The following is a 24,689-nucleotide window of genomic DNA, read 5'->3' on the forward strand; positions in this document are numbered from 1 at the left end:
TAGGTCTATGTCTTAGCTGGACTGTTGAAATAAGGTATGCCACTTTAATAATTCGTAATTCGTAATTACTAATTCTTTAAGGTAAATACTTTTGCACTACAATCCAGCCAGTCAGGGATACCCAGGCAAATCCTATAAACAGAATAATATTTACGCCGATGTGTAAGGGTCTAGCCCAAGGTCGTCTGGTGCTAATCTGTGTGGCGCTGAAAGCAGACAGTAAAACTAATGCTACCACTATCAATCCCGCAACTAAATGTGACGAGTGACCTAAAGAACCAAAGTGCCCTAAAGTGCCAACAATACCGATCGCCAGCAATAGTAGCACTAAGCTTACCATGCTGATACCCATTAAGTAGTGGAGCGATCGCACCCCTTTATTTCCGCCCATAAATGGCGTAAATAAAGGAAATTGCTGCGAAGTTCTCGCTCGAAACATTAAAACGCCGGTGATTGCTAACATCAGATATGCCAGCAGGGACAAACCCATCGACCAGGCCGCTATTTTCCACAACCAAAGAAATGAAGGCAGATTCATAAGAATGATTGTAGATGAGAGTGGGCAGTGGGGAGATCAGGAGATAAGGTGAGAAATTGCAACAAGTTTTTTCCCTTTCCCCCTTAACCGAAAAGTATTGATGTCCCATGCCCAATATAAAAAGGGCTACCGAATTCAGCAACCCTAAAATTGAGTCAAATTGTTTTTTTAATGAATAGCTGCTAAAGAGCGACTTGTAAGGGTTTTATACTATCTCCAGTGTTTGTATTAATTTGCTGTACCAATGATTTGGTATTAATAGGGTCTTTTTCAGATAATGAGTCTGTATCAAACTCATGAGTACTCGTTTCTTCGAGCATCAGGCGATCGCACGGAATCTTATCGGATAAAATTGCACTTGCCATCATCCCTGTATGAATCTCCAATTGACCTTTTCGCGGAGCTTCAAAAACTAAACGTTGTCCAGGGAAAACAACCCTTTCAAAGTACCAGTTGGGAATATTGCAGATGCGAGCCACCTGTATTTTGCTCGTGGCATTAATGTAGCAGCAGAGAATTTTTCCCGATTGCTCTGGTGGTAGAGGATCTAATATTTGAGCCATAACTGCTGAGGAGCTTTACGCCACAATTTTACATTACACCAGCCAAGCCTAGCACCCACTGATCCCCAGTTGCTGTAACTGTGAATACCAACTGTGTCTTTGGAGATTATTTCTTCCTAAAGATATATTTTTAGTTATAAAAACTTTGTAATTATTTGTAGCTTTTTCGGAATTATACACTATACATAAAAGTTTTTAAGATTTTTATCCTGGTATCAAAGCTTTAATTCTCTTAGGGCAGATAAAACGACGATCCCCTTGCTTTTCGCCTAGCGAGTAAGGGAGTTTTGCCGTTTCATCTATCCCAGGATTAATAGGCTGGGATCATCGCTTAATGAATAAACTCAATGTTATGGTAAAGCTATATGAAAAATATCTTCATAAAGCCTATCTATAAATTCTATGTATGTTTTATGCATAGCAATTTTAGCGTTTCCTGCAATTGCTAATATTAGTTTTCTCATTACCAGCAATTAAACGAAATGTCAAGGGCGATTGTGATAATTAAAACCCAATAAAACAAGCACATACTTTAAAACTGGATGTTTTTCTCGCTTTCTCCAAAGATTGGCAAGATGGAAGTCAAAACACAAATGATGGAAAATCGAATTCTTTACGTTCGCCTTCCTTGTAACCCCATCTTTCCTATTGGGGTTGTCTACTTGAGCGATCATGTCCATAAGCAGTTTCCTAATATCGAACAGCGAATTTTCGATTTAGGAACAGTGCCACCTTTAGATTACAATTCTGCTCTGGATCGCTGTATCGATGAATTTAAACCGACACTGCTAGTATTTTCTTGGCGGGATATTCAAATTTATGCCCCAGTTGGTGGACGTGGTGGCAACCCACTGCAAAACGCCTTTGAATTTTACTACGCTAAGAATCCTCTACTAAAACTACGTGGCGGATTTGGTGGTTTACGAATTTTTATCGCTTACTATGTAGAGTTATGGCGAAACCAAGGCTTAATCAAACGCGGTTTAAAGCGTGCTCAAAAATATAATTCTAATGCCCGTGTAGTTGTAGGTGGTGGTGCAGTTAGCGTATTTTACGAACAGTTGGGTAAAAGCTTACCCCAAGGGACAATTATTTCTGTGGGTGAAGGGGAAACCCTGCTGGAAAAACTTTTAAGTGGCAAAGATTTTCGAGATGAACGCTGTTACGTTGCGGGAGAAACCCAACCACGAAAACGGCTAATTCACGAACAACCCACCCCACTAGAAAAAACAGCTTGTAACTACGACTATATCGAAACCATCTGGCCGGAATTTAACTTTTACCTGCAAGAAGAAGACTTTTATATAGGTGTACAAACTAAACGTGGTTGTCCCCACAACTGCTGCTATTGCGTCTATACGGTTGTCGAAGGCAAACAAGTACGCATCAATCCAGCAGATGAAGTAGTTGCTGAGATGCGCCAATTATACGATCGCGGCATTCGCAACTTTTGGTTTACCGATGCCCAATTTATCCCCGCACGAAAATTTATCGACGATGCCATAGAACTCTTGCAAAAAATCGTCGATTCTGGTATGACAGATATCCACTGGGCAGCATATATCAGAGCCGACAATTTGACACCCGAATTGTGCGACTTGATGGCGAAAACCGGGATGAACTACTTTGAAATCGGGATTACCAGTGGTTCTCAAGAACTCGTGCGGAAAATGCGGATGGGGTACAATCTGCGAACCGTCTTGCAAAACTGCCGTGACTTAAAAGCAGCTGGTTTCAACGACTTAGTTTCCGTCAACTACTCCTTTAACGTTATTGACGAACGCCCCGAAACTATCCGCCAAACCATCGCCTACCACCGCGAACTAGAACGGATTTTTGGTGCTGATAAAGTCGAACCTGCCATCTTCTTTATTGGGTTGCAACCTCATACCCATTTAGAAGAATACGCTTTCAAAGAAGGCATCCTCAAACCAGGGTACGATCCAATGAGCTTGATGCCGTGGACAGCCAAAAAACTCCTCTGGAATCCCGAACCCCTTGGTTCATTCTTCGGCGAAGTTTGCTTGCAAGCTTGGCAACAAAACCCCAACGATTTCGGACGCGAAGTCATGAAAATCTTAGAAGAAAAACTGGGTTGTGCCGACTTAGAAGCGGCACTTTCCGCACCAATAGAAACGAAAGAAAAACAGTTAGCAGGTATATCCTAGAAAACACGAATTCTGAATTTCTCCCCCTCTCTTTCTCTGTGTCCTCTGCGCCTCTGTGGTTCGTTTTCATAAAATCCTAAACCCATGTTAGAAGGTTCAATCTTACAAAAGCTAGAAACAGCCCATCGCCATACCACCAGGCCAATTCGATTCGGTGTTTACTACAAAAATACCCTAGTTGCCCTGTGCCACGCTTTAGAAGACCATATCTTAGCCGATGATGGTACACCCCTCGTTATCACAGCCTTTCAACAGGGGAAATGGTATCTACAAGAAGCTGAACGATATGCAGACATCGCCCATCACAGCCGCCATATTGCCATCATGGCCGCCTCTGAATCTGGCTTTGCTGAACATCCTACTAGCCAGCTACCCAATGTAGACTTAGTAGGATTAGATGCAGGCGATCCAGTGGCACAGGAGTGGCACTTAATTATTTTATCGCCTAAGTACACAGCAATGGTAATTTGTCAAGAATTATCAGAAGCTGATTATGGCAGCACTGGAGTACCGACATCAGACTTAGAGCGGAAATTCTATGGTTTGTGGACATTTGAGCCGGAGTTAGTCCAAGAGACAGCAGAAATAGCGATCGCTCACATCAAAAAATACAACCCAGAACTAGCCCAAAAACTCACAGCCGACAAACAACAAATTGTCCCGTCAATGGCCAGATCGGAAAATTTAGGTGCAGTTGTCTCTCGTGTAGTAGATTACCTCCAGACTGGGCAAGATAATTTATCCATCCCAACAGCGTCTCACCAACAAACCCTAGATCGCAACTTGGTTTCTAACGAAATCCAAGCCTTTTTGCGAATGGCGCAACTGATGGATATGGCAGATGTCAACAATCCAATGGCAGCAGCAGAAGTGGTTGTACTTGCTGAAGCGATCGGCCAACTTTTGGATCTTCCCGCATGGCAGATTAAGAGATTAAGGCTAGCGGCTTTGTTACATCGCATAGATCCGTTACAAAAAGCAGAAAGCGTTCTCACAGATAGTATATCCACACGCTACCAAGAAGATGCACCCAGTTGTCCTTTAACTTGTCCCTTAGTACCGGGGGCACAAGTATTGCGAACCATGCCAAGATTACGAGCAGTTGCCCAAATTATTACTCACCAAAGCGAGTGGTGGAATGGCACAGGGGAACCAGCAGGTTTAGCTGGAGATGAAATTCCCCTAGAGTCGAGGATTTTGGCATTATTGGCAGACTTTCAGTGGCGAGTCAATGAGCGAAAATCGTCAAATCAAAGCCGGGAACAGATATTTACTCAAGCTTTAGATGAGTGCAAACAACAACAATCTAACCGCTTTGACCCTAAACTTGTAGATACCCTAACTTTATTAGTTATGGGTTTACAACAGGGACTCGACTTACCCATCATGACACCCAAATTCAGCGCCGGCATCTGGATACTGGATTCCCAATGGGATAGCCACAGCAACATAAGTGAGCAGATTGGTAGTTACTTTACATGAATATTGAAGCCATTAGATTAGGAAAACTCAAACAACTTCCAGGGGCAAATTTAGAAGACGAGGAACTCTCCCGACTGGATTTAAGCCGGATTAATCTTGCTGGTGCTACCCTTGTCGGCACTAATTTTGCTGGTTCTAAACTCGAAGGTGGACATTTGGAGGGGGCAAATTTGATGGGAGCCAACCTCCAAGAAACTGACTTGCGGGCGAATTTGATGGGAGCAAACCTGATGCAAGCAGATTTAACGGGTGCTGACTTGCGGGGTAGCAATTTGCGTGGCGCTAACTTGATGGGAGCCAGACTCAGTGATGTGTCATTGGTAGGTGCTTTCTTGAGTGGTGCCAATTTGATGAACGTCAACTTACAAGGCGTTGATTTGCGCGGTGCTGACTTGCGCGGTGCAAACCTGACTGGGGCAAATCTCAAAGGTGCAGACTTGAGTCGCGCCGATTTGCAAGGGGCTTTATTGAGTGAAGCAAACCTTGAAGAAGCTGACTTGCGGGGGGCAAATTTGGCAGGGGCGAATTTGACGGGAGCGAATTTACTCTGTGCAGAGTTAGAAGGTACAAATTTGAGCGGCGTTAATTTGAATAAAGCGTGTGTGGTGGGGACAGTGGTTGAGACGCTTGCGTAAAGATAGCACCAAAAAACCACCTATGCCGATTATTTGTATTTTTGAGGACTACCCACAATGACACCCGTCGCTGCACAAGTCTCAATCACCCCGATCATTCCCATGTTGAGCGCGATCGCAAATTGACAATGGGAACAGTTTAAAGAACTGGAGGCAGATTTTGTATCCCAGTATGGAGTAGAGGTATGGCAAGAGGTTTTTAATTTCCGTCTCAAGCTAGCACTGGATAAAGATTCTGACAGATGGCTTTTGATGCTGCGTGCCGTAGCCACTTTTTCATCACCAAACCCTCTAGGTATAAAAAGCCGAATCACGACTAATCAAAACAAGGGAATGATTCATCGTCTGTGCCACCAGAATACGATCAAACGGATCTCGATGATGCAGTGGTAAATAACGGAATTGAACAGTATCGGTAAAGGTAATAAGGAGAATTGTTATACCCGCAGCAATTAGTTTAGGTTCAATCTCTTCAAAAGCACCCTGTAAGAATAGTTTTCCAATGTTGAGTTTAATCGCCATTTCCCAAAGACTTGCAATACTAAAGAAAACAGCCTCAGCAGATTCAATTTTTTCTCTAGTTAACACTGGTAGGGTGGCATCATTCGAGACAAACCAGATAAAAGCATGAGTATCCAATAGTAATCTATTCATTCCATATATTCTTTCATATCTTGAAGCGGCTCATCAAAGTCATTAGGTAATGGCAGAACAAACATTCCTTTCATTGTTCCAGCAACGCGACGCTTGTTTGTCTGCTTTTCTTCGGTAGAGTTTTTAGAGTGCTTCTCTATCAAAAACTCAATGTAATGAAGCACTTCTGTCTGAAGAGACTCAGGGAGTTCTTCTAATTTTTCTAAAATGACTGGCTGTATCATTGTTTTTCTCCTTGGCAACTTTTATGAAAAACATCACAGCTATATTTGTTTGAATGTCAAATACATTTTAATCCGGTTTGGATAAGGACTTTAATATCATGTCCGCTTGATTACTTACTAAACCCCAAGAATCCCACCCCGCAAGTGGCTATCCTTACCCATAAACTCTTTGGTAGTAGAAAACACACTTAAATTAGCTTTCTCCAAATTTACTTTATTGAATTTTACCTAGTTTAATTTTGCAAGAAAAAGAAGGGAGTAATAAAGTTGATACGATTAATATTTTTTTTTCATATATGACGCGATCGCTCAGTTCGCCCTCGTATCCACAAAGCTAGTACACTCATCAACAACACCCCCATCACTCCTTGTAGAGGATTATTATTCACACCAGTTACCCAATCAGGAACTTGACCAGAATATTTCACTAATTCCCCAACATTAATAATGTAGTAGCCCCAAACTAAACCACCATGCAAACCAATTGGAAAACCCAAGCGCCCCCTCCGCCAACGCTTTCCCCATACCTGCGTTAACCCCAGTAGTACTAAAGCTGGAAATTGTGGCAGTGTATGAATAATTGCCTCCAAGGGTTTAATAAAGTGCAATGTAGCAAACGCAGTTGCATCTGTCCATAATGCCACACGCGGACTGTAATCTCGTTGTAATTCATCTAGTAACCAGCCTCGGAATAACAATTCCTCAGCAAATCCGATGCCCAAACCAACAAGTAAACCCTCTAAAATAACTTTCAGCAAAAAAACTTTCGGTTGTTGCCACACCAACCAACCCAACAAACTTTCTACCCCAAAAAGTATCAGAATATTAATTATCCCCATAGCCAAGCCACGCAGCAAATCCATACCGTTTTGTCGCGTGAATTCTAAGCCGTAATGCCGCAGAATTTGGGGCCGTTGGTAGACATATTTACCCCATAGTCTCAGGAGGAAAATAAATACCGCATATAACAATACCAATGTCAATATACTTTCTAAATTTGAATCATGTACTAGTAAGTATATTGGTGCAGCCAATGGCAACCATAGCAACAATAAAGTCAAAATAAAACAACCCAGCCTAATAGGGGCAGGGCGTTCAGCTAAACGGACAAGGTTTTTTTTCATACCAATGTATAAGTCACCAGCCAATACTTTATATTTCAACTAATGACCAATGACAAATTACCAATGACTATTCGTCAGGTTCAATCGTGCTACTTAAACCGTGACTTATCAATGTTTCGCAATAGAACTCAGCGTGTTCCAGAGCGCAAGTAATCACTAAAGCTAGCCCGTTAGTATGGGCTTCCATCATGATGCTAACAGCCTGGGGTTGGGTAAGACTTGGTACAGTGGCTATTAGTGACTGCACAACATGCTCCATAGAATTGTAGTCATCGTTATGGAGCAAAACGCGATACCGGGGCGCTAGCTTACGAATTGTGGAAGGCTTTTCAATAGTTTCAACTGACACGGCTCTTTGCTCTTTTCTTGTTGATTCACTACTACAAACTGTCTGTGTAGCGATCGCTTAACAGTTATTTACCTATTCTATAGTATCTCTGTTCAGATACTATGCTAGAAAAACCGCTCAACTTAGTTTTGCGTAGCCACTTGCGAGGCAGATGTCTGAGACATACTTGGCGTGAGAGTGCTACCCTAATCTTACAGAAGCTTCCTTAAACCTAGCGTATTTTCATTTTTAAAATTAAGGAAATTGCAAATAATCCTTGCCCCTCCCCAAACTCCATAATCATGGACATTAGCCTAGATTTTCTTCAACCAGGACAAATTGTGTCTTTAGAGCATGGCGACAGAAATCTGTATGCAGAAGTCATTCAATTTGTAGTTTCCCGCCAGTTGTGCTGGGTACGTCCTTTAATAATGGTTAGTTTGATTCAAGAATCCCCGCTAATTACCGATTTGCGAGATGTGTCTGACTTGCTTTGGCCTGCAAATTTATTTCGACCAGCATTAGACACAGAAGTAATTACCTTCTTGAGTCAAGTTTTAGTAAAAGAACCAAAAACTGAGCCTGACTCAGCCGCAAAACAGCAACTTAATCAATTTATTCACCAACTATGGTCAGCATATCAACAGGCATAGGGCAAAAGATATGACTAGAAGTTAGTTTATCTGGAGCGCTAACAGCCATATTGATGACATCAACTCCCTTCGCAACGAGTTTATTCTGTTTGTGGACAATTTCAGGAAACAGAAAGGGAGGAATTTTTTCTCGGCGTTTAGCGAACTACATAATGTAGAGGGTTATTAGCACGGTTTACGCCATTCTAGTTATTGAAATAATCAACGTCAGAGAAAAATACAAACAATAATATCACTATTATTATCCCAACTGCTTTTACTAAAACTTCTTTTACTAACTCGGAATTTTGATTACTTCACTATTTATCAAATTTACTTGATATACCTCTATGCATAAGCATTTAGGAATATCCAAAGCTGGGAACCAACTTAATTCTACCAGCATCCATCTCCGACATTAATAATTCCAGAGCTTCGTAGTCAACATCAGAAATATAACCCAGTTCTGTCAGTTCTGAATTGATTTCATTTTCTATCTCAGGAGTTAGCTTCTTAATGTCAAGAGCTTTTTCTACCAATTTACGAATAGCGTACTTAGTTCTCATAAGTAATACATCCAACTGTAATATGATACTGATTATCCCAGATAAGTCTAAGTATAAAGAGCGATCTAAATACTAATTAGGTTGTGATATAGATCACAATCAATTAATTAAATAGATAATTCGCTATGACTTGGCGTATGCCATCAGCAACGCTAAAGTAGGAGATTTAACTTACCGTTAAGACTTGGCTAAATTAGCCTTAGTTATAGACTAAGCAAGTTTTATCAGCATAGTTACTGATGATTTGTTTGCTCTATGACTGTCTATGTTGATTGTTTTTGAACTGAGATAAAAAAAAAGTATATCTAAACACATTTTAACCTGGAATTATAACAATCTTTAAACAGAGATACTAAAGAAATAAAGATTCAGCAAAGAGAGCTAAGACGTATGGTCGATGCAACAGAATAGAGTTTATGTTCAAATAATCTTTAGCGTGACGCTTCAATAATTCTCAATAGGATGTAACTATGCAAGCAGTGCTTAACTATCCCAAAATTGCAGTCATTCGCCCCCAAGGGTATTTGAATGCGACAAACGCCTTGGAATTTGAACGAGATATGACCACAGCGTTGGTACAAAATGATATTTCCATCTTGGTAGTAGACCTCGCAGCAGTAGAATCCTTAGATAGCGCGGGGTTAATGGCATTGTTATCTACACACAAACTGGCTCTGAGTTTAGAACGGGGTTTGCGACTTTGTGCTGTAGCTCCGTCAATTAGAATTATTTTTGAACTAACGCAACTCGATAGCGTATTTGAAATATTGGATAGTGAAGTTGAGTTAGCTGCAACAGAACTTACAACTGTATGTATGTAAAAGCACAAAAGTTCGGTTAAAAAGTGGAGTTTATGTAAAGGAGTTATAAGTTACAACGAGAAACTATGTTAGGAGACCTAATTCAATGCTAATGTTTTGTTTGGGTAGCTGTAATTAAGGTAGCTAGAAAATAGCACAGTGGCTGTTGCAGTTGAGAAATTAATAACATCGGATATTTTAAAACCAGGGCGTTACCTTGGTAATGAGCGTTTAGCAGTACACAAAGCTTGGGATAAGGCAGGAATACGCTGGGTATTAACCTACCCGGAAGTATATGAAGTCGGTGCATCTAATTTAGGGCACGTTATCCTATACAACATCTTGAATGCCCAACCGCGTCAATTGTGTGATCGCGCCTACCTCCCAGGAAAAGACCTGGCAGCCAAACTACGCGAAACTAATACGCCATTGTTTGCGGTAGAGTCAAAGCGATCGCTCACAGACTTCGACATCTTAGGTTTTAGCCTCAGTTACGAACTGGGTGCAACTAATATCTTAGAAATGTTGGATCTGGCTGGAATTCCATTGACGTGGAGAGAAAGGCAAAAAGCGGTGGAAGCAGGGGGAGAATTTACTAACCTCCAATCCCAGTTTCCGTTAATTTTTGCTGGTGGGCAAACAGCAACATCGAATCCTGAGCCTTACGCTGACTTTTTCGACTTTATCGCCCTTGGGGATGGAGAGGAACTGCTCCCAGAAATTGGTTTGGTATTGGAAGAAGGCAAACAAGCAGGATTGAGTCGGGAAGATATATTACTGGATTTGGCACAGATACCAGGCGTATATGTCCCTCAGTTTTACGACATGGCAGAAGATGGCTCAGTTCATCCTCGTCGCTCTGACGTACCAAAACGAATTCTGCGACGGGTGGCAACCCCCATACCAGCATATTCCATTGGGCTAGTTCCTTACGTAGAAACGGTGCATGACCGTTTGACAATTGAGATTCGGCGTGGTTGCACTCGTGGCTGTCGCTTCTGTCAACCAGGAATGCTGACTCGGCCAGCACGGGATGTAGAACCCAATAAGGTTGTAGAAGCAATTGAACAGGGAATGCGGGCAACTGGTTACAATGAGTTTTCCCTACTATCTCTGAGTTGTTCTGATTACTTGTCCCTACCAGCAGTGGGGATGGAAATCAAAAATCGCTTAAAAAATGAAAATATTTCTCTGACTCTACCAAGCCAACGGGTAGACAGATTTGATGAAAATATTGCCAATATCCTTGGAGGTACACGGCAAGGTGGACTAACTTTTGCTCCAGAAGCTGGAACTCAGCGGATGCGAGACATCGTAAATAAAGGTTTGACGAATGAAGAATTGTTGCGGGGAGTAAAAACCGCTTGGGAGCAAGGCTGGGATAAAATCAAGTTGTATTTTATGATTGGCTTGCCGGGTGAGACGGATGTTGATGTTTTGGGCATTGCGGAAACAGTCAGCTGGCTACAGCGAGAATGTCGAGGCAAAGGCAGAAAACCCCTGAACTTTAACCTGACAATTTCTAACTTTACGCCCAAGCCCCATACACCATTCCAGTGGCACTCAGTTTCTACCACTGAATTTAAGCGCAAACAAAACCTGTTGCGGCAAGAATTCCGTCGGATGAAGGGAATGAAGGTAAATTTTACCGATGTCCGCATTTCGGCAATGGAAGATTTTGTGGGACGAGGCGATCGCAATTTGAGCAAAGTAGTCCGCCGCGCCTGGGAATTGGGTGCAGGGATGGATTCCTGGTATGAAAATTTAGATCAAGCTTTTAGCGCTTGGGAAGATGCGATCGCTCAATCCGATCTAGATTGGAAATACCGCCAAGTAGAAAATGGCGAATGGAATTTGTTTCACGCACAACAGCAGAACAAATCGCCAGATGCGGAAAATGCCCAATTCCTCAGTTCTCACTCCCTAGATACTCCCTTACCTTGGGATCATATTGATACCGGGATTGATAAAAACTGGCTCAAAGAAGACTTGCTACGCGCCTTAGCAGCAGCAATTGTACCCGACTGCTCTTTTGAAGGTTGTTCTCACTGTGGCGTATGTGGAACCGACTTTGGCCATAACATCGTGATTGAATCACCTGTTATCCCACAATTCGCTGGCGATTTTGTTCCCAACACAACCAAGGCCCAACGACTGCGAGTTTGGTTTGGAAAACAGGGTAATATGGCTTTGGTAAGCCACCTAGATTTAATCCGTCTGTTTGACCGAGTTGTGCGGCGAGCAGGCTTACCAATTGCTTTCACTGGTGGGTTTCATCCAATGCCGCGAATTTCTGTAGCAACTGCTTTGGCTCTAGGTGCTACTAGTAGCGGTGAAATTGCGGATTTTGAGTTAACTGTACCAGTAAACATCGATATTTTTCGAGAAGAATTGGTTCGGGAAATGCCCACAGACATACCTATATATAATGTGGAGCAGATAGATTTAAAAACTCCCGCAGCTACTCAACTGCTAGAAACCGCAGAATATTTAATTACCGTAGCAGCACTTGGAGAAACAACACCTATACAATGGCAAAACTGGATTGATACCATCAAAGCAAAAGATGAGCTTTGGTACGAGCATACAACAAAGTCAGGCAAGAGCAAGTTAATAAATCTGCGCGATCGCTTATTTGAACTGGAATTAGTAGAAACCCACAACGGCATTGCAGAATCTATGTCTGTTATCCGTTATGTAGGTAGCTATCGCCAAGATGGTTTTCTATTGCGTCCCGAACAAATCCTGTTTATGCTAGGGATAGTGGCTAATGGAGAATTTCAACTCCTGCACATCCACCGCAATCGGCTAATTTTAGCGGTATAATCCCTGTAGGGCAGCTTGCTAGTAGTTGTCCTAACATGGCACATCGTCGGAATTGATTTTTAGCAAGGTTGCGTTAGAATGGGGTGAAGAGAATTTTTCTGGCGCTGCATTGAAATTAGCTGGTTCACTACCCTGGTGTTCAGGGGGCGAAAGCAAAGATATTAGAGTGCAACTTCTAGGATTTTATCCCAGATAAACTGAGGCAGATTAAAGAACACACACTCTCTCTATAGCTACCTTGTGAATCAGTAACTAACAGCAGGCTCGGTTAGCTTCTCTAAATCCATACTTTTCCAACAACTGCTGAATGTCTAATCCACAGTATTGCCCAAGAGCTAGCGCGTTACTCTTCTAGAGTTGTTCGCCCTTGGTGTTACCGTAGGGTAAACAACTACTGTAGGTTAAGCCGATTTGCAGACGTTCACCAGACGCGCAAAGCGCGGCTTAAAAGTAGGGTAGCAGCTGGTGTTGCTGAGTATAACCCTAAGAATAAATCCAGGGAATGGAAAATAGAAATAGTTTCTTTTTCTTAACGACTTCAGTAGGTTACTCTCAAAAAATGCTTCCTGAGTTAAAAACTCACTCAGGATTCAAAACTTTCAACTCAGAACTCTCTTCATTGAGAGTATTGCATTGCAAATCAACCATAGATGGTTGATTTAATTGCTTAAACATGCAGCCGTTCTGGAATAATCCGCCGTGAAAACGCTCTTAAGAGCGCCAATAGCTATTTAACTTAGAACATCAGGTTTGCGATTTTTATCATCAGTAGCGCCTTTTGAGGGTTGCAAGGGCAACAAAGGTATAACAAACCTCCAGACCTATTGGTGCTGACAATTTTTGAGGAAATTGAATGCCAAAACAAATTATCATCGCGGAGCAGCACCAAATTGCTGCTGTCTTTTCCGAAGATCAAATACAGGAACTCGTTGTTGCTACCGGTCATCATCAAATAGGTGATATCTACTTAGGAGTAGTAGAAAACGTATTGCCTGGGATAGATGCCGCTTTTGTGAATATTGGCGACCCAGAGCGCAACGGTTTTATTCACGTCACCGACTTGGGCCCATTGAAGCTAAAGCGTACCGCAGCAGCCATTACAGAACTATTAGCACCACAGCAGAAAGTTTTGGTGCAAGTAATGAAAGAGCCAACGGGAACAAAAGGGCCCAGGCTCACGGGTAATATCACCTTACCCGGACGCTACGTAGTACTGATGCCCTATGGTAGGGGCGTAAATTTATCCCGACGAATTAAAAGTGAAAGTGAGCGCAACCGCTTGCGGGCACTAGCGATTTTGGTCAAACCGGCGGGAATGGGTTTGCTCGTGCGTACAGAAGCCGAAGGCAAACCAGAAGAAGCGATTATGGAAGATTTGGAGTTGCTGCAAAAGCAATGGGAGGCGATTCAGCAGGAAGCGCATTCTACCCGTGCCCCAGCACTGCTCAACCGAGACGATGACTTTATCCAGCGCGTATTGCGGGATATGTACGGCGCGGATGTCAATCGGATTGTCGTAGATTCCAGTACTGGCTTGAAGCGTGTGAAGCAGTACTTGCAGAATTGGAGTGGTGGTCAAACACCGCAAGGATTGTTGATTGACCATCACCGCGATCGCTCCCCAATTTTAGAGTACTTCCGCATCAGTGCTGCCATTCGAGAAGCACTGAAACCAAGAGTAGACCTACCTTCTGGCGGTTACATCATTATCGAGCCAACGGAGGCATTAACCGTAATTGATGTTAACTCAGGTTCCTTCACGCGATCGGCGACAGCCAGAGAAACAGTTTTATGGACAAACTGCGAAGCTGCAACAGAAATTGCTCGCCAGTTGCGTCTGCGGAATATTGCTGGAGTGATTGTGGTTGATTTCATCGATATGGAATCCCGACGTGACCAACTGCAAGTTCTCGAACACTTTAATAAAGGACTCAAAGCAGACAAAGCTCGTCCCCAGATTGCTCAACTTACGGAACTGGGTTTAGTAGAATTGACCCGTAAACGTCAGGGTCAAAATATTTACGAATTGTTTGGTGAAACTTGTCCCACCTGTGGCGGTTTAGGGCATACTGTGCGTCTGCCTGGAGAACTTGAAAATCGATTACCAATACCAGCAGAAACACCAGAGCGTGAGCGTTTTGTATCTCTACCTCACCGAGAACCACGTCAGCCATCTGCCCGCGTCCCGGAACCACGAGAAACTTATGATGGATTTGGGGAAGCATTTGACGGCGACTCGGAATCGACTAACCTAAATCTGATTAATCATCCTAGTTATCAAGAACTTAATGATAATAAGCGTCGTACCCGCACTCGCCGCAGTCGAATTGGCATCAATGGGTTAAACGGGAAAGATGAATCTCGGGTTATTGCCAATCCATTAGCTTTTGCCAACGAGCCAGATTTAGACCTTGATATAGAACCAGAATTAGGAGTTACACCAGAAATTCCCTCACCCACCCTTGGTAAACCAGGATGGAATGAAAGAGTAGAGCGCACTGTAGAGCGTGCTAAAGTTATCAAGCCAGAACCAGTTAAACCAGTGGTAGAACCACCGGAGATTAGAACTGTAGAAATGAGCCTCCAGGAACAGGATATGTTTGCCTTGATGGGAATATCTCCCTTGGTGAAGTTAGAGCAAGAGGTTAAAAATACCAAATCTGTGATTATTAACGTGATTCAGCCTGGTCAAGTGCGAACAACTCCCACTGAATCTGTCTTAGAATCACCTATTGCCCAAAAAGTACCACCTGAAGTAATTGCAACTAAGTCACCAATACCAAAAGTTATTGAGCCAGAACAAAAATCTTTGATAGAAGAGACAGCTGAACCATCTGAATTGACTGCCAATCCTTCGGAAAGCTTGTCTGCAAAAGCCTCCGTCAAAGCGATCGCAGATGAAAATGATGCCAACAGCGCTGCCAATGCGATCGCAGATGAAAGCGATGCAAACAGCGCCGCTACTGCTAGCCGCCGTCGCCGCCGTCGTTCCTCAGCGATTGAGGATAATTAATTTGCTTTATGGTAGAAACATCGCCAACGCCCTTGGAACAATCCAACTGGCTGGAGTTTTCTACCTTGTCAGGAATTCCAGGATTGGTTGCAGGTGTGGATGAAGTAGGGCGAGGCGCTCTATTTGGCCCGGTGGTGGCGGCAGCAGTGATCCTCCCGGATCGTGCTTTGCCAATACTGATGGCAGCTAAAATTAAAGACAGTAAAAAGTTGTCTAGTTCTCGGAGAACTCAGCTAGCACAGCAAATTTGTAGGCTGGCTATAGACTGGAAAATTGGGTTTGCTTCTACTGCCGAAATTGACAAGATAAATATTTTGCAAGCGACACTATTAGCAATGAGGCGGGCTGTACTGAAGTTAAAGGTACAGCCTGCACTCTGCTTGGTTGATGGCAATCAGTCAATCAAAGACTTGCTATTGCCACAACAAACAATAGTTAAGGGAGATGAGCGATCGCTCGCTATTGCCTCTGCTAGTATTGTTGCCAAGGTTTGGCGTGATGATTTGGTTCTGCGTCTAGCATTGAAATACCCTATGTACAACCTAGAGCGTAACAAGGGCTATGGTAGCCAACGGCATTTGCTGGCTCTGCAACAATACGGGCCATCGCCCCTACATCGTCAGTCTTTTCGTCCTTGCCAAATCAAAGTACTGAATGCTGAGTGATTAAATGATTACTCAGCATTCAAGATTGGCAATTCGGTACTGTCACTGTCAAGCCCTCTATCTTTAGTTTGTGATATTACCCAGTAGCGATAATCAGCCAAAAGTTGATTTAATAAACGTTGCTTAACCGACAACAGCACGCTTTTGAGCAAACCATTACCAGTAGCTTCTAAAATTGGCTTAGGAGTAAAGGAAAATGGCGGTGGTAAATCCACAAGCACTTCTAAATCAGCCCTTCCTTGCAGACGAGTGCCAGTGCTAAACTCTTTGGGAGACAAATGCCCTTTTAAATTAAGGGCAAAGCGCTGGTTAATATACTCGAAACCCAGGATTTCACAGCCTAGCGATCGCAAATAAATTATTCCATTTGATTCTGCCCAAACTCTCATGTCTACAGTCGGTTGAATGCTTAATGACATAAAAGTGAGCGGACGCATTTTTAAGCGAAATACTTCCTCTGAAAGCTGCTGAATTCGGGTGTTGTCAGCTAAAGCCTTAACCAGACGTTGAGGCTGGCGTAAGTAGTGCTGAATGTGAATAGGCTGCTCTGGAACAGCGATTTCAACCGATTGGGAGGCAGTAAACCGGGTAGCCATGAGCGGATAAAAATATCTGTCTTTTAATTTTAATATTTTTTAACAACTTAAATCTGATTATTAGAAAAGTGCAAAATTATCGTTGCTTATCAGCTATACAGCATTAGCAAAAATTTGGTACGCTCATTACTATCTTTAGTTCAAGAAATATAGATTAGGATTAGCCCTTTCAAGGTGGGTAAAAATTTTGGTCAATAAATTCCTCTTTAAGCTCTATACTCTGTGCCATCTGCCTCTCTGTGGTTAAAAAGAATACTTTTAAACCGCAGAGGCACAGAGACCTCTGAGAAAAAATAAGAGATTTTACGAGTTACCTTGAAAGGGCTAAGATTAGGATTTAACTCTTGACACAAAGTAAAAAATGTGAATTTTTATTTGGTGAAAAACTAACATAATTGCTCTGAAGATTTCAGAGCAATTTCGCCAAAAAAACTGCCAGAGAATCTATTTGGTAGAAGACTGATTTTAATAATTTGTTTTCCTAGATACAGATTTCGGTCTATTCGTTTAGTGGGTAAATTTTAGAGATAACAGTTTTTACTAATAGTAAATATTGAATATATTTGTCAAAGCCAAAATCTCATAATCTCTGTTTACACATTAAACTCACAACTCAAGGCTAAAGGCATGACTCTATCGATCGCACATTTAGGGCCTCCCGGCACTTACGCAGAACAAGCAGCTGTTCGTTATGTCAACTGGTTGACTAAAAGTAGTGGAGTTGAAGCTACGTTATGTCCCTATCCGACTATCTCACAGTCACTACACGCCGTTGCTGATGGTCAAGCTCACCTGGCTGTTGTGCCCGTGGAAAATTCTATTGAAGGGAGTGTTACCACAACACTGGATACACTGTGGCAGTTAGACAGCTTGCGAATTCAGTTGGCTTTGGTATTACCCATTGTCCATACCTTAATTTCCTGCGCCTCTGGTTTAGATAAGATTAAAACTGTTTACTCTCACCCGCAAGCTTTGGCACAATGTCAGGGATGGTTAGAGCGATTTCTCCCGACTGTACAGATTATTCCCAGCAATTCTACAACTGAAGCACTACAGCGATTGGAGCAAGAGACAACAACAGCAGCGATCGCTTCTAGTAGAGCAGCTCAACTCTACAACCTGCCGATACTTGCCACTGGTATTAACGACTATCCAGAAAACTGTACTCGTTTTTGGGTAGTAAGTCAGGGTGAAGCAGATGCTGGATACCAAACATCAAAAGTGCCTACTAGTCACACATCGCTAGCTTTTAGTATGCCTGCTAACACACCCGGAGCATTAGTCAAACCTTTGCAAATCTTTGCTCAACTAGGAATTAACCTCAGCCGGATTGAATCTCGTCCGACTAAGCGATCGCTAGGCGAATATTTGTTTTTCATGGATTTAGAAGCAGATGTCAAGGAAGCACAAATGCAATCTGCTTTAGCAGAATTAACTATTCACACAGAGATTTTAAAAATTCTTGGCGCTTACAATGTTTTGCCGATCAGCGCTTTTAATTGAGAAGTTAGGAGTTATCAGTTAGGCAATATAAATTATAAGTTGTCGATCTTGTATTTTTTGTTATTTTTCCTAACTCCTAAACTCCTCACTTCTCACTTTTCATTAAAGGTGTCTTTGAGAACAGCGCGAGCTGCCAAATGATTACGAGTAGAAGTTAAAATTTCTGCTTCCCGCTCTAGACGCGTTGCAGTATCTTGCATTTCTAGCAATAACTGTTGCTCTGCGGCGACACCGTAAAGATTACTTGCTACCCAATAGGATAGTTCTGTTGGTAGATCGGGCAAATCTTCTGGCAGTTCGATATTTTGTTCGGTTAATTTACCTGATAGACGCACAACATCTCGCAGTAGTTGTTCTACTTCAGTTGACAAAGGATGCAAATCTTTAGTTGGTGGTTGGTCTTCAATCCACTCAACTAAGCCAACGCGATATGGCTTTTCACGAACATACTCTAATACACGAAATCTTTGCTGCCCTAATGTCAACATCTTGATTCGATCATCTGGCAGCCGTTGGTGATGAACGATTTCTGCACAGCAACCAGTGTTTGCAATTGTACCTTTGACTGGATCGAACATCAAAACACCAAACCTGCGATCACTCTCCAAAATCGTGTTCATCATGATTCGGTAGCGAAATTCAAAGATGTGTAAAGGTAATGGTCTAGTAGGAAACAGAACTACTTCGGGTAACGGGAACAGAGGTAGTTCACGAACTGCAATTTTAGAAGATGATGTCATTGTTACCTTGGTATAAACTTAATCTTTAAAATTTCTTTTTCTCTGCTTTTCCCGTATTTTGTCTATATTCTATCATTTGTTTCCTAGCTAAATAAAAGCCCTGAGATATATTTCTTCAGGGCTGTGTAAAAATTCATACTAATGTCATATGTCATTTGTCCTTTGCTAATGACCAATGACTCATAACTAATTAAAGTTTGACTTCAATATCTACGCCTGATGGTAGGTCCAATTTCATCAGGGCATCAATAGTCTTAGAAGAAGGCTGGTAAATATCAATAATCCGGCGATGAGTACGGGTTTCAAAGTGTTCCCGTGAATCTTTATCTACGTGAGGCGATCGCAGCACACAATAGATCCGGCGTTTTGTGGGTAAAGGAATTGGGCCTATGGCTGTAGCGTTGGTGCGGTTAGCTGTATCTACAATCTTCTCGCAAGATGTATCTAATAAGCGTCGGTCAAAAGCCTGTAAGCGAATTCTAATTTTCTGCTGCTGTAGAGTTGCCATCTTTAATTTTCCAGGTTCTGCGTAATTAGGGGATTATTTACAGGTTAAAGGTTACAGGGTAAAGGTTACAGAAAACTATTACCTGTCCCCTGTAACCTATTACCTTATTTATAGAGGGAAGAGAAAGGAGCAGAGAGGAATCATACCATCTCTGCTCCTTTGTTCTGAGCAAAAAGGTGCTACTTGATAATTTTGGAGACGACACCAGCACCGATGGTACGTCCACCTTCGCGGATAGCGAAGCGCATTCCTTGTTCAATCGCGATCGCGTTGATCAATTCTACTGTCATCTTGATGCGATCGCCTGGCATCACCATTTCTACTTCTTTGCCTTCATCGGAGGTGTAGGCTTTGATGGTACCAGTTACATCAGTTGTCCGCACGTAGAACTGTGGACGGTAGCCAGCGAAAAATGGAGTCTTACGACCACCTTCTTTTTCTGTTAAGACATAAACCTCACCTTCGAATTCATTGTGAGGTTTAATCGAACCAGGTTTGGCGATGACCATACCCCGTTCAATATCAGCCTTCTGGATACCCCGGAGTAGTACGCCAGCGTTATCCCCAGCCATACCTTGGTCGAGACTCTTCTTGAACATCTCAATCCCAGTTACGGTAGTGGCGCGAGTATCTCTGATACCCACTAGTTCAACGTTATCGCCAACTTTGACTACACCCCGCTCAATCCGACCGGTGGCGACAGTACCACGACCTGTAATTGAGAACACGTCTTCTACAGCCATCAGGAAGGGTTTATCAACATCCCGCTCAGGAGTGGGGATGTAAGAATCTACAGCATCCATCAATTCGTAGATTTTGTCTACCCAAGGATTTTCACCGCGTTGGGTCTTAGGATTTTTGGTCATTGCTTCTAGAGCTTGCAGACCAGATCCTTTGATAATGGGGATGTCGTCACCAGGGAAATCGTAGCTGGAAAGCAGTTCTCTCAGTTCTAGTTCTACTAGTTCCAAGAGTTCTGGGTCATCCATCAAATCTTCTTTGTTCAAGAAGACAACTAGACTGGGAACGCCTACCTGTTTTGCTAACAGGATGTGTTCGCGGGTTTGGGGCATAGGGCCATCGGTAGCAGCAACTACGAGGATACCTCCGTCCATTTGGGCAGCACCGGTGATCATGTTCTTCACATAGTCAGCGTGTCCTGGACAGTCTACGTGAGCATAGTGCCGACTTGCAGTCTCATACTCTACGTGAGCGGTATTAATGGTAATACCCCGTGCCTTTTCTTCTGGGGCATTATCAATTTGGTCGTAGCCCTTAGCTACAGCCTGACCCATAGCTGCCAAGGTCATGGTAATGGCTGCTGTCAAGGTAGTTTTACCGTGGTCAACGTGGCCAACTGTACCGATATTGATGTGGGGCTTATTTCTTTCAAACTTTGCGCGTGCCATGAATGCTCATTTCCTTATTTTAACTAAGCGTTCCCTTTGCTTTTTGCAATGATAGTTTCAGCTACGCTGCGAGGCACCTCTTCGTAGTGGCTGAACTCCATCGTGAAGGTACCCCGACCTTGCGTTTTTGACCGGATATCAGTGGCGTAGCCAAACATACTCGCCAGTGGAACTTTGGATGTTACCTTAGCGAGTCCCTTTTCGGTGCTTTGGCTTTCAATCTGCCCTCGGCGGGTGTTGAGGTCGCCAATGACGTTCCCCATATAGTCTTCAGGAACTTCAACTTCAACTTTCATCATAGGCTCTAAGATGACTGGTGAAGCTTTCAGCACAGCTTCTTTCATCGCCATTGAGCCAGCGATTTTGAAAGCCATTTCTGAAGAGTCTACATCGTGGTATGACCCATCAATTAGCGTCGCTTTAACGTCAATCAATGGATATCCAGCTAGAACACCGGATTCACAGCTTTCTTTCATCCCTTGTTCTGCGGGGCCAACGTACTCTTTAGGTACTGTACCGCCAGCAATTTTGGAAACGAATTCAAAGCCAGTACCGGGTTCTCCAGGCTCCAAATTGATCACAACGTGACCGTATTGACCTTTACCACCACTTTGGCGGATGAATTTGCCTTCAACTTTGTTCACAGCTTTCCGAATTGTTTCTCGGTAAGCTACTTGTGGCGCACCTACATTCGCTTCCACCTTGAATTCTCGTAACATCCGGTCTACTAGAATTTCTAGGTGTAGCTCTCCCATTCCCGCGATCACGGTCTGGTTTGTTTCGGGATCGACGCGAACACGAAAGGTTGGATCTTCTTCTGAGAGAGATTGCAGAGCTTTGGACAATTTGTCCATATCGTTCTTGGTTTTGGGTTCAACCGCCACCGAGATCACAGGCTCAGGAATGAATAGAGATTCCAGAATTACTGGCGATCCATCATCACAGAGCGTGTCACCTGTTAAGGTGTCTTTCAAACCCAGAGCTGCTCCCAAATCACCTGCTCGCAGTTCATCGACATCTTGCCGATCATCTGCTTTCATGAGAACTAAGCGGGAAATCCGTTCTTTTTTATTCTTACTAGCGTTGAGAACGTAGCTGCCCTTTTTCAGGACACCAGAATAAACGCGAACAAATGTCAGGCGACCGTAAGGGTCAGCCATAATTTTGAATGCCAGAGCTGCTAGGGGTTCATTGTCATCAGCCCGTCGCTCAATAGTATCGCCATTCGGCAGTAAGCCTTGAATTGGCGGTACTTCACTTGGCGCTGGCAGGTAATCTACAACGGCATCCAGCATCAACTGCACGCCTTTGTTTTTGAATGCTGAACCGCAAAGTACTGGTACAATTGTCCCCGCAATTGTGCCTTTACGCAGAGCAGTCCTAATTTCCTGTTCTGTAAGTTCTTCGCCCTCGAAGTACTTAGCCATCAGAGCATCATCGGTTTCTGCCGCAGCTTCTATGAGCTTAGTGCGGAATTCGTCTACCTGCGCTTGCAATTCTTCCGGGATATCGGTTTCCTGGATATCGGTTCCTTGGTCGTTGGCGTAAATATACGCACGTTGCCCTACTAGGTCAACGATGCCTTGGAAATCATTTTCACTACCAATTGGTAGTTGAATAGCAATCGCATTCGCCCGCAGGCGATCACGGATTTGCTCGTGAACTTTATAAAAGTTCGCTCCGGTGCGATCCATCTTATTGATAAAGGCTATCCGAGGAACTTTGTAGCGTTCTGCTTGTCGCCACACTGTCTCAGACTGCGGTTGCACGCCGCCCACAGAACAAAATACTGCGATTACCCCATCCAACACGCGCATGGAACGCTCAACTTCAATTGTGAAGTCTACGTGACCCGGAGTATCGATAATGTTAATTTGATGATCTTTCCAACTGGTACTAATAGCAGCAGCAGTAATGGTTATTCCCCGCTCCCGCTCTTGCTCCATCCAGTCTGTGACAGCAGTTCCTTCATGAACTTCGCCAATTTTATGAATTATCCCAGAGTAAAATAATATTCTCTCTGTTGTTGTTGTTTTGCCCGCATCTATATGCGCCGCAATACCAATGTTGCGTACTTTCTCTAGCGGGATCGTGCGTGCCACAGCTACCTCCTATAGTTTTTGCCTCATGATATCTTGTATATTACTCTTTGTTAAGATTCTATACTTTTACGGAAAACCGTCTTCTTTTTGTAAATCCACGATATACCGCTTCGGCAAGGCGATATATCGCTTTTCTACTTAATAACGATAGTGGGCAAATGCTTTGTTAGCTTCCGCCATCCGGTGCGTTTCTTCGCGTTTCCGAATCGCATTGCCAGTTTCGTTAGCAGCATCCATTAACTCATTTGCCAATTTGCTTGCCATTGTCCGGCCTGGTCTAGACCGGGAATATTGCACTAACCAACGCAATGCTAAGGTAGTGCCCCGTTCTGAACGCACTTCCATTGGTACTTGGTAGGTTGCTCCACCTACTCGTCTAGCTTTCACCTCTACTAAAGGTGTGGCATTTCGCACTGCTCTTTCAAAGGTTTCTAAAGCACCATTTCCAGTGCGTTCCTCAATAGTTTTCAATGCTTCATAAACAATTCGTGCGGCAAGTGATTTCTTGCCATGACGCATGATCCGCCTGATAATCATGCTCACAAGGCGACTGTTATATACAGAGTCAGACGGAACTGGGCGCCTTTGAATAACACCACGACGAGACATACTTCACCTTTAATTCGGAATTGGCAACGAAATTATATGCTATCAGACACCGGAAACTAAAAGCTGTGGAACCCAACCCTCAGACTTTTTCAATTTTGTTTTCGACTGTTGCAGCAAGGCTGACCTATTGATTGCCAATTTTGGATTAGAGTTTTTGGTAGACGTTCCGACCACAAGGATTGGAAAAAATCAAAAGTCTGTAAGCCTCATCCCCTTGTGGGTTCGACCAATCCAAAATTGCAAATCTAAAATCTAAAATTCATTGACTTGCTACCTGCAACTAAATACTTAAGGTGACAAGATTCTAAACCTTAATGTCCAGATTAGAATTCTGCTGTGGGTTACAGCATTCTCCTCAGAACTTCTACACTTGCTCGCTTAGTGTAGGTGTAGCTTGCTTGATTTTTTTTAACAGACTGAGCAGCTTTCATAACTGCTCTTAGAACACAGACCCTGATAGTTTTTTGTCCTTGGGCGCTTCGTAAGATAGACGATTAACCGTGTTGGGTGCGATTAATCGCCTAATCCTATTTTTTCGCTTCTTTTGGACGCTTGGTTCCATACTTGGAACGCCCTTGTTTACGGTCTTTAACTCCGGCTGTATCTAGGGTGCCACGGATAATGTGGTATCTCACGCCTGGTAGATCCTTAACCCGACCACCACGAATCATCACAACTGAGTGTTCTTGTAAGTTGTGACCAATACCTGGAATGTAAGCTGTAACTTCAAATCCAGATGTCAGTCTGACTCTTGCTACTTTGCGTAGAGCTGAGTTAGGCTTCTTGGGTGTGGTCGTGTATACTCTGGTACAAACTCCCCGACGTTGAGGGCATTGTTTCAGAGCCGGGGACTTGGTTTTCTGACGCGCTTGCTCGCGCTCATTACGTATTAGCTGCTGTATTGTTGGCATGAGTTACAGCGCGTAAAGCTGCTTATATGTCTAAGTTTTAACAAATCCTGATTATATCGTTTTTTAGTGTTTTATGTCAATTGTAATTTTTCC

The 24,689-nt window shown here is 43.1% G+C and carries 24 protein-coding genes; 9 read left to right on the forward strand and 15 right to left on the reverse strand.

Features of this window, described 5'->3' with window-relative positions; all coding sequences use genetic code 11:
• Nucleotides 1–76: 76 nt before the first annotated feature.
• Both GNF10_RS09935 and GNF10_RS09940 read right to left on the reverse strand, forming a co-directional pair.
• Entirely contained in the window at nucleotides 77–538 is a 462-nt protein-coding gene (locus GNF10_RS09935; protein WP_185581312.1) for a DUF4079 domain-containing protein, read from the reverse strand.
• 182 nt (nucleotides 539–720) lie between these two features.
• Nucleotides 721–1,101 carry a DUF1830 domain-containing protein gene (locus GNF10_RS09940; protein ID WP_185581313.1) on the reverse strand — a complete coding sequence of 127 codons (381 nt, stop codon included), beginning with the start codon at nucleotides 1,099–1,101 and terminating at the stop codon, nucleotides 721–723.
• 575 nt (nucleotides 1,102–1,676) lie between these two features.
• On the opposite strand from GNF10_RS09940, the gene GNF10_RS09945 reads away from it, so the two are divergent.
• From GNF10_RS09945 to GNF10_RS09955, 3 genes are all read left to right on the forward strand, one after another.
• Entirely contained in the window at nucleotides 1,677–3,269 is a 1,593-nt protein-coding gene (locus GNF10_RS09945) for a photosystem II high light acclimation radical SAM protein (RefSeq protein WP_185580877.1), read from the forward strand.
• Nucleotides 3,270–3,353: 84 nt separating this feature from the next.
• On the forward strand, nucleotides 3,354–4,751 hold the full coding sequence (locus GNF10_RS09950) for a DICT sensory domain-containing protein (RefSeq protein ID WP_185580878.1): 1,398 nt from the start codon (nucleotides 3,354–3,356) through the stop codon (nucleotides 4,749–4,751).
• The gene (locus GNF10_RS09955; RefSeq protein WP_094349501.1) at nucleotides 4,748–5,386 is read left to right on the forward strand and encodes a pentapeptide repeat-containing protein; all 639 of its coding nucleotides are present in this window, start codon (nucleotides 4,748–4,750) and stop codon (nucleotides 5,384–5,386) included. The genes GNF10_RS09950 and GNF10_RS09955 overlap by 4 nt, the downstream gene beginning before the upstream one ends.
• Nucleotides 5,387–5,415: 29 nt before the next feature.
• On the opposite strand, the gene GNF10_RS39285 is transcribed toward GNF10_RS09955, so the two are convergent.
• From GNF10_RS39285 to clpS, 5 genes are all read right to left on the reverse strand, one after another.
• Nucleotides 5,416–5,700 carry a hypothetical protein gene (locus GNF10_RS39285; protein WP_185607148.1) on the reverse strand — a complete coding sequence of 95 codons (285 nt, stop codon included), beginning with the start codon at nucleotides 5,698–5,700 and terminating at the stop codon, nucleotides 5,416–5,418.
• Nucleotides 5,678–6,040: a type II toxin-antitoxin system VapC family toxin gene (locus tag GNF10_RS09965; RefSeq protein WP_185580880.1), complete on the reverse strand. Its 363-nt coding sequence runs from the start codon at nucleotides 6,038–6,040 to the stop codon at nucleotides 5,678–5,680. Before GNF10_RS09965 ends, GNF10_RS39285 begins: the two co-directional genes overlap by 23 nt.
• The gene (locus tag GNF10_RS09970; protein ID WP_185580881.1) at nucleotides 6,037–6,264 is read right to left on the reverse strand and encodes a DUF2281 domain-containing protein; all 228 of its coding nucleotides are present in this window, start codon (nucleotides 6,262–6,264) and stop codon (nucleotides 6,037–6,039) included. Before GNF10_RS09970 ends, GNF10_RS09965 begins: the two co-directional genes overlap by 4 nt.
• A 290-nt stretch (nucleotides 6,265–6,554) precedes the next feature.
• On the reverse strand, nucleotides 6,555–7,388 hold the full coding sequence (locus tag GNF10_RS09975; RefSeq protein WP_185580882.1) for a CPBP family intramembrane glutamic endopeptidase: 834 nt from the start codon (nucleotides 7,386–7,388) through the stop codon (nucleotides 6,555–6,557).
• A 67-nt stretch (nucleotides 7,389–7,455) separates the two neighbouring features.
• Entirely contained in the window at nucleotides 7,456–7,737 is a 282-nt protein-coding gene (gene clpS, locus GNF10_RS09980) for an ATP-dependent Clp protease adapter ClpS (RefSeq protein WP_114081141.1), read from the reverse strand.
• Between the two features lie 281 nt (nucleotides 7,738–8,018).
• On the opposite strand from clpS, the gene GNF10_RS09985 reads away from it, so the two are divergent.
• Nucleotides 8,019–8,369 carry a hypothetical protein gene (locus tag GNF10_RS09985; protein WP_185580883.1) on the forward strand — a complete coding sequence of 117 codons (351 nt, stop codon included), beginning with the start codon at nucleotides 8,019–8,021 and terminating at the stop codon, nucleotides 8,367–8,369.
• Between the two features lie 341 nt (nucleotides 8,370–8,710).
• On the opposite strand, the gene GNF10_RS09990 is transcribed toward GNF10_RS09985, so the two are convergent.
• Nucleotides 8,711–8,914, reverse strand: coding sequence for a hypothetical protein (locus GNF10_RS09990; protein WP_094331166.1), 204 nt, complete (start codon nucleotides 8,912–8,914; stop codon nucleotides 8,711–8,713).
• 470 nt (nucleotides 8,915–9,384) lie between these two features.
• Between GNF10_RS09990 and GNF10_RS09995 the strand changes: the two genes are divergently transcribed.
• The 4 genes from GNF10_RS09995 (at nucleotide 9,385) to GNF10_RS10010 (ending at nucleotide 16,218) form a co-directional block, all read left to right on the forward strand.
• On the forward strand, nucleotides 9,385–9,735 hold the full coding sequence (locus tag GNF10_RS09995; RefSeq protein WP_185580884.1) for an STAS domain-containing protein: 351 nt from the start codon (nucleotides 9,385–9,387) through the stop codon (nucleotides 9,733–9,735).
• Between the two features lie 138 nt (nucleotides 9,736–9,873).
• Nucleotides 9,874–12,540 (forward strand): TIGR03960 family B12-binding radical SAM protein, encoded by a 2,667-nt coding sequence (locus GNF10_RS10000; RefSeq protein WP_185580885.1) that lies wholly within the window; start codon nucleotides 9,874–9,876, stop codon nucleotides 12,538–12,540.
• An 853-nt stretch (nucleotides 12,541–13,393) separates the two neighbouring features.
• Nucleotides 13,394–15,553, forward strand: a complete 2,160-nt coding sequence (locus GNF10_RS10005) for an Rne/Rng family ribonuclease (protein ID WP_185580886.1) — start codon at nucleotides 13,394–13,396, stop codon at nucleotides 15,551–15,553.
• Nucleotides 15,554–15,561: 8 nt separating this feature from the next.
• Nucleotides 15,562–16,218, forward strand: a complete 657-nt coding sequence (locus GNF10_RS10010; RefSeq protein ID WP_185580887.1) for a ribonuclease HII — start codon at nucleotides 15,562–15,564, stop codon at nucleotides 16,216–16,218.
• An 8-nt stretch (nucleotides 16,219–16,226) separates the two neighbouring features.
• Here the strand turns inward: GNF10_RS10010 and GNF10_RS10015 are convergent, their stop codons facing one another.
• Entirely contained in the window at nucleotides 16,227–16,814 is a 588-nt protein-coding gene (locus GNF10_RS10015) for a DUF1997 domain-containing protein (RefSeq protein ID WP_185580888.1), read from the reverse strand.
• Between the two features lie 627 nt (nucleotides 16,815–17,441).
• Here GNF10_RS10015 and pheA point away from each other — a divergent pair.
• A complete protein-coding gene (pheA, locus tag GNF10_RS10020) occupies nucleotides 17,442–18,317 on the forward strand; it encodes a prephenate dehydratase (protein ID WP_185580889.1) in 876 nt (291 codons plus the stop codon).
• Nucleotides 18,318–18,409: 92 nt separating this feature from the next.
• Here pheA and GNF10_RS10025 read toward each other — a convergent pair whose 3' ends face one another.
• From GNF10_RS10025 to rpsL, 6 genes are all read right to left on the reverse strand, one after another.
• Nucleotides 18,410–19,057 (reverse strand): LON peptidase substrate-binding domain-containing protein, encoded by a 648-nt coding sequence (locus tag GNF10_RS10025; protein WP_114081149.1) that lies wholly within the window; start codon nucleotides 19,055–19,057, stop codon nucleotides 18,410–18,412.
• 190 nt (nucleotides 19,058–19,247) lie between these two features.
• Nucleotides 19,248–19,565: a 30S ribosomal protein S10 gene (rpsJ, locus tag GNF10_RS10030; RefSeq protein ID WP_008232935.1), complete on the reverse strand. Its 318-nt coding sequence runs from the start codon at nucleotides 19,563–19,565 to the stop codon at nucleotides 19,248–19,250.
• A gap of 179 nt (nucleotides 19,566–19,744) precedes the next feature.
• The gene (tuf, locus tag GNF10_RS10035) at nucleotides 19,745–20,974 is read right to left on the reverse strand and encodes an elongation factor Tu (RefSeq protein ID WP_100899834.1); all 1,230 of its coding nucleotides are present in this window, start codon (nucleotides 20,972–20,974) and stop codon (nucleotides 19,745–19,747) included.
• A gap of 23 nt (nucleotides 20,975–20,997) precedes the next feature.
• Nucleotides 20,998–23,076, reverse strand: a complete 2,079-nt coding sequence (fusA, locus tag GNF10_RS10040; RefSeq protein WP_185580890.1) for an elongation factor G — start codon at nucleotides 23,074–23,076, stop codon at nucleotides 20,998–21,000.
• Nucleotides 23,077–23,214: 138 nt separating this feature from the next.
• Nucleotides 23,215–23,685: a 30S ribosomal protein S7 gene (rpsG, locus tag GNF10_RS10045; RefSeq protein ID WP_012410237.1), complete on the reverse strand. Its 471-nt coding sequence runs from the start codon at nucleotides 23,683–23,685 to the stop codon at nucleotides 23,215–23,217.
• Nucleotides 23,686–24,212: 527 nt separating this feature from the next.
• The gene (rpsL, locus tag GNF10_RS10050) at nucleotides 24,213–24,596 is read right to left on the reverse strand and encodes a 30S ribosomal protein S12 (protein WP_012410236.1); all 384 of its coding nucleotides are present in this window, start codon (nucleotides 24,594–24,596) and stop codon (nucleotides 24,213–24,215) included.
• Between the last annotated feature and the right edge of the window lie 93 nt (nucleotides 24,597–24,689).

This window comes from Nostoc sp. UCD121 (genome assembly GCF_014222285.1).
Taxonomy (GTDB): domain Bacteria; phylum Cyanobacteriota; class Cyanobacteriia; order Cyanobacteriales; family Nostocaceae; genus Nostoc.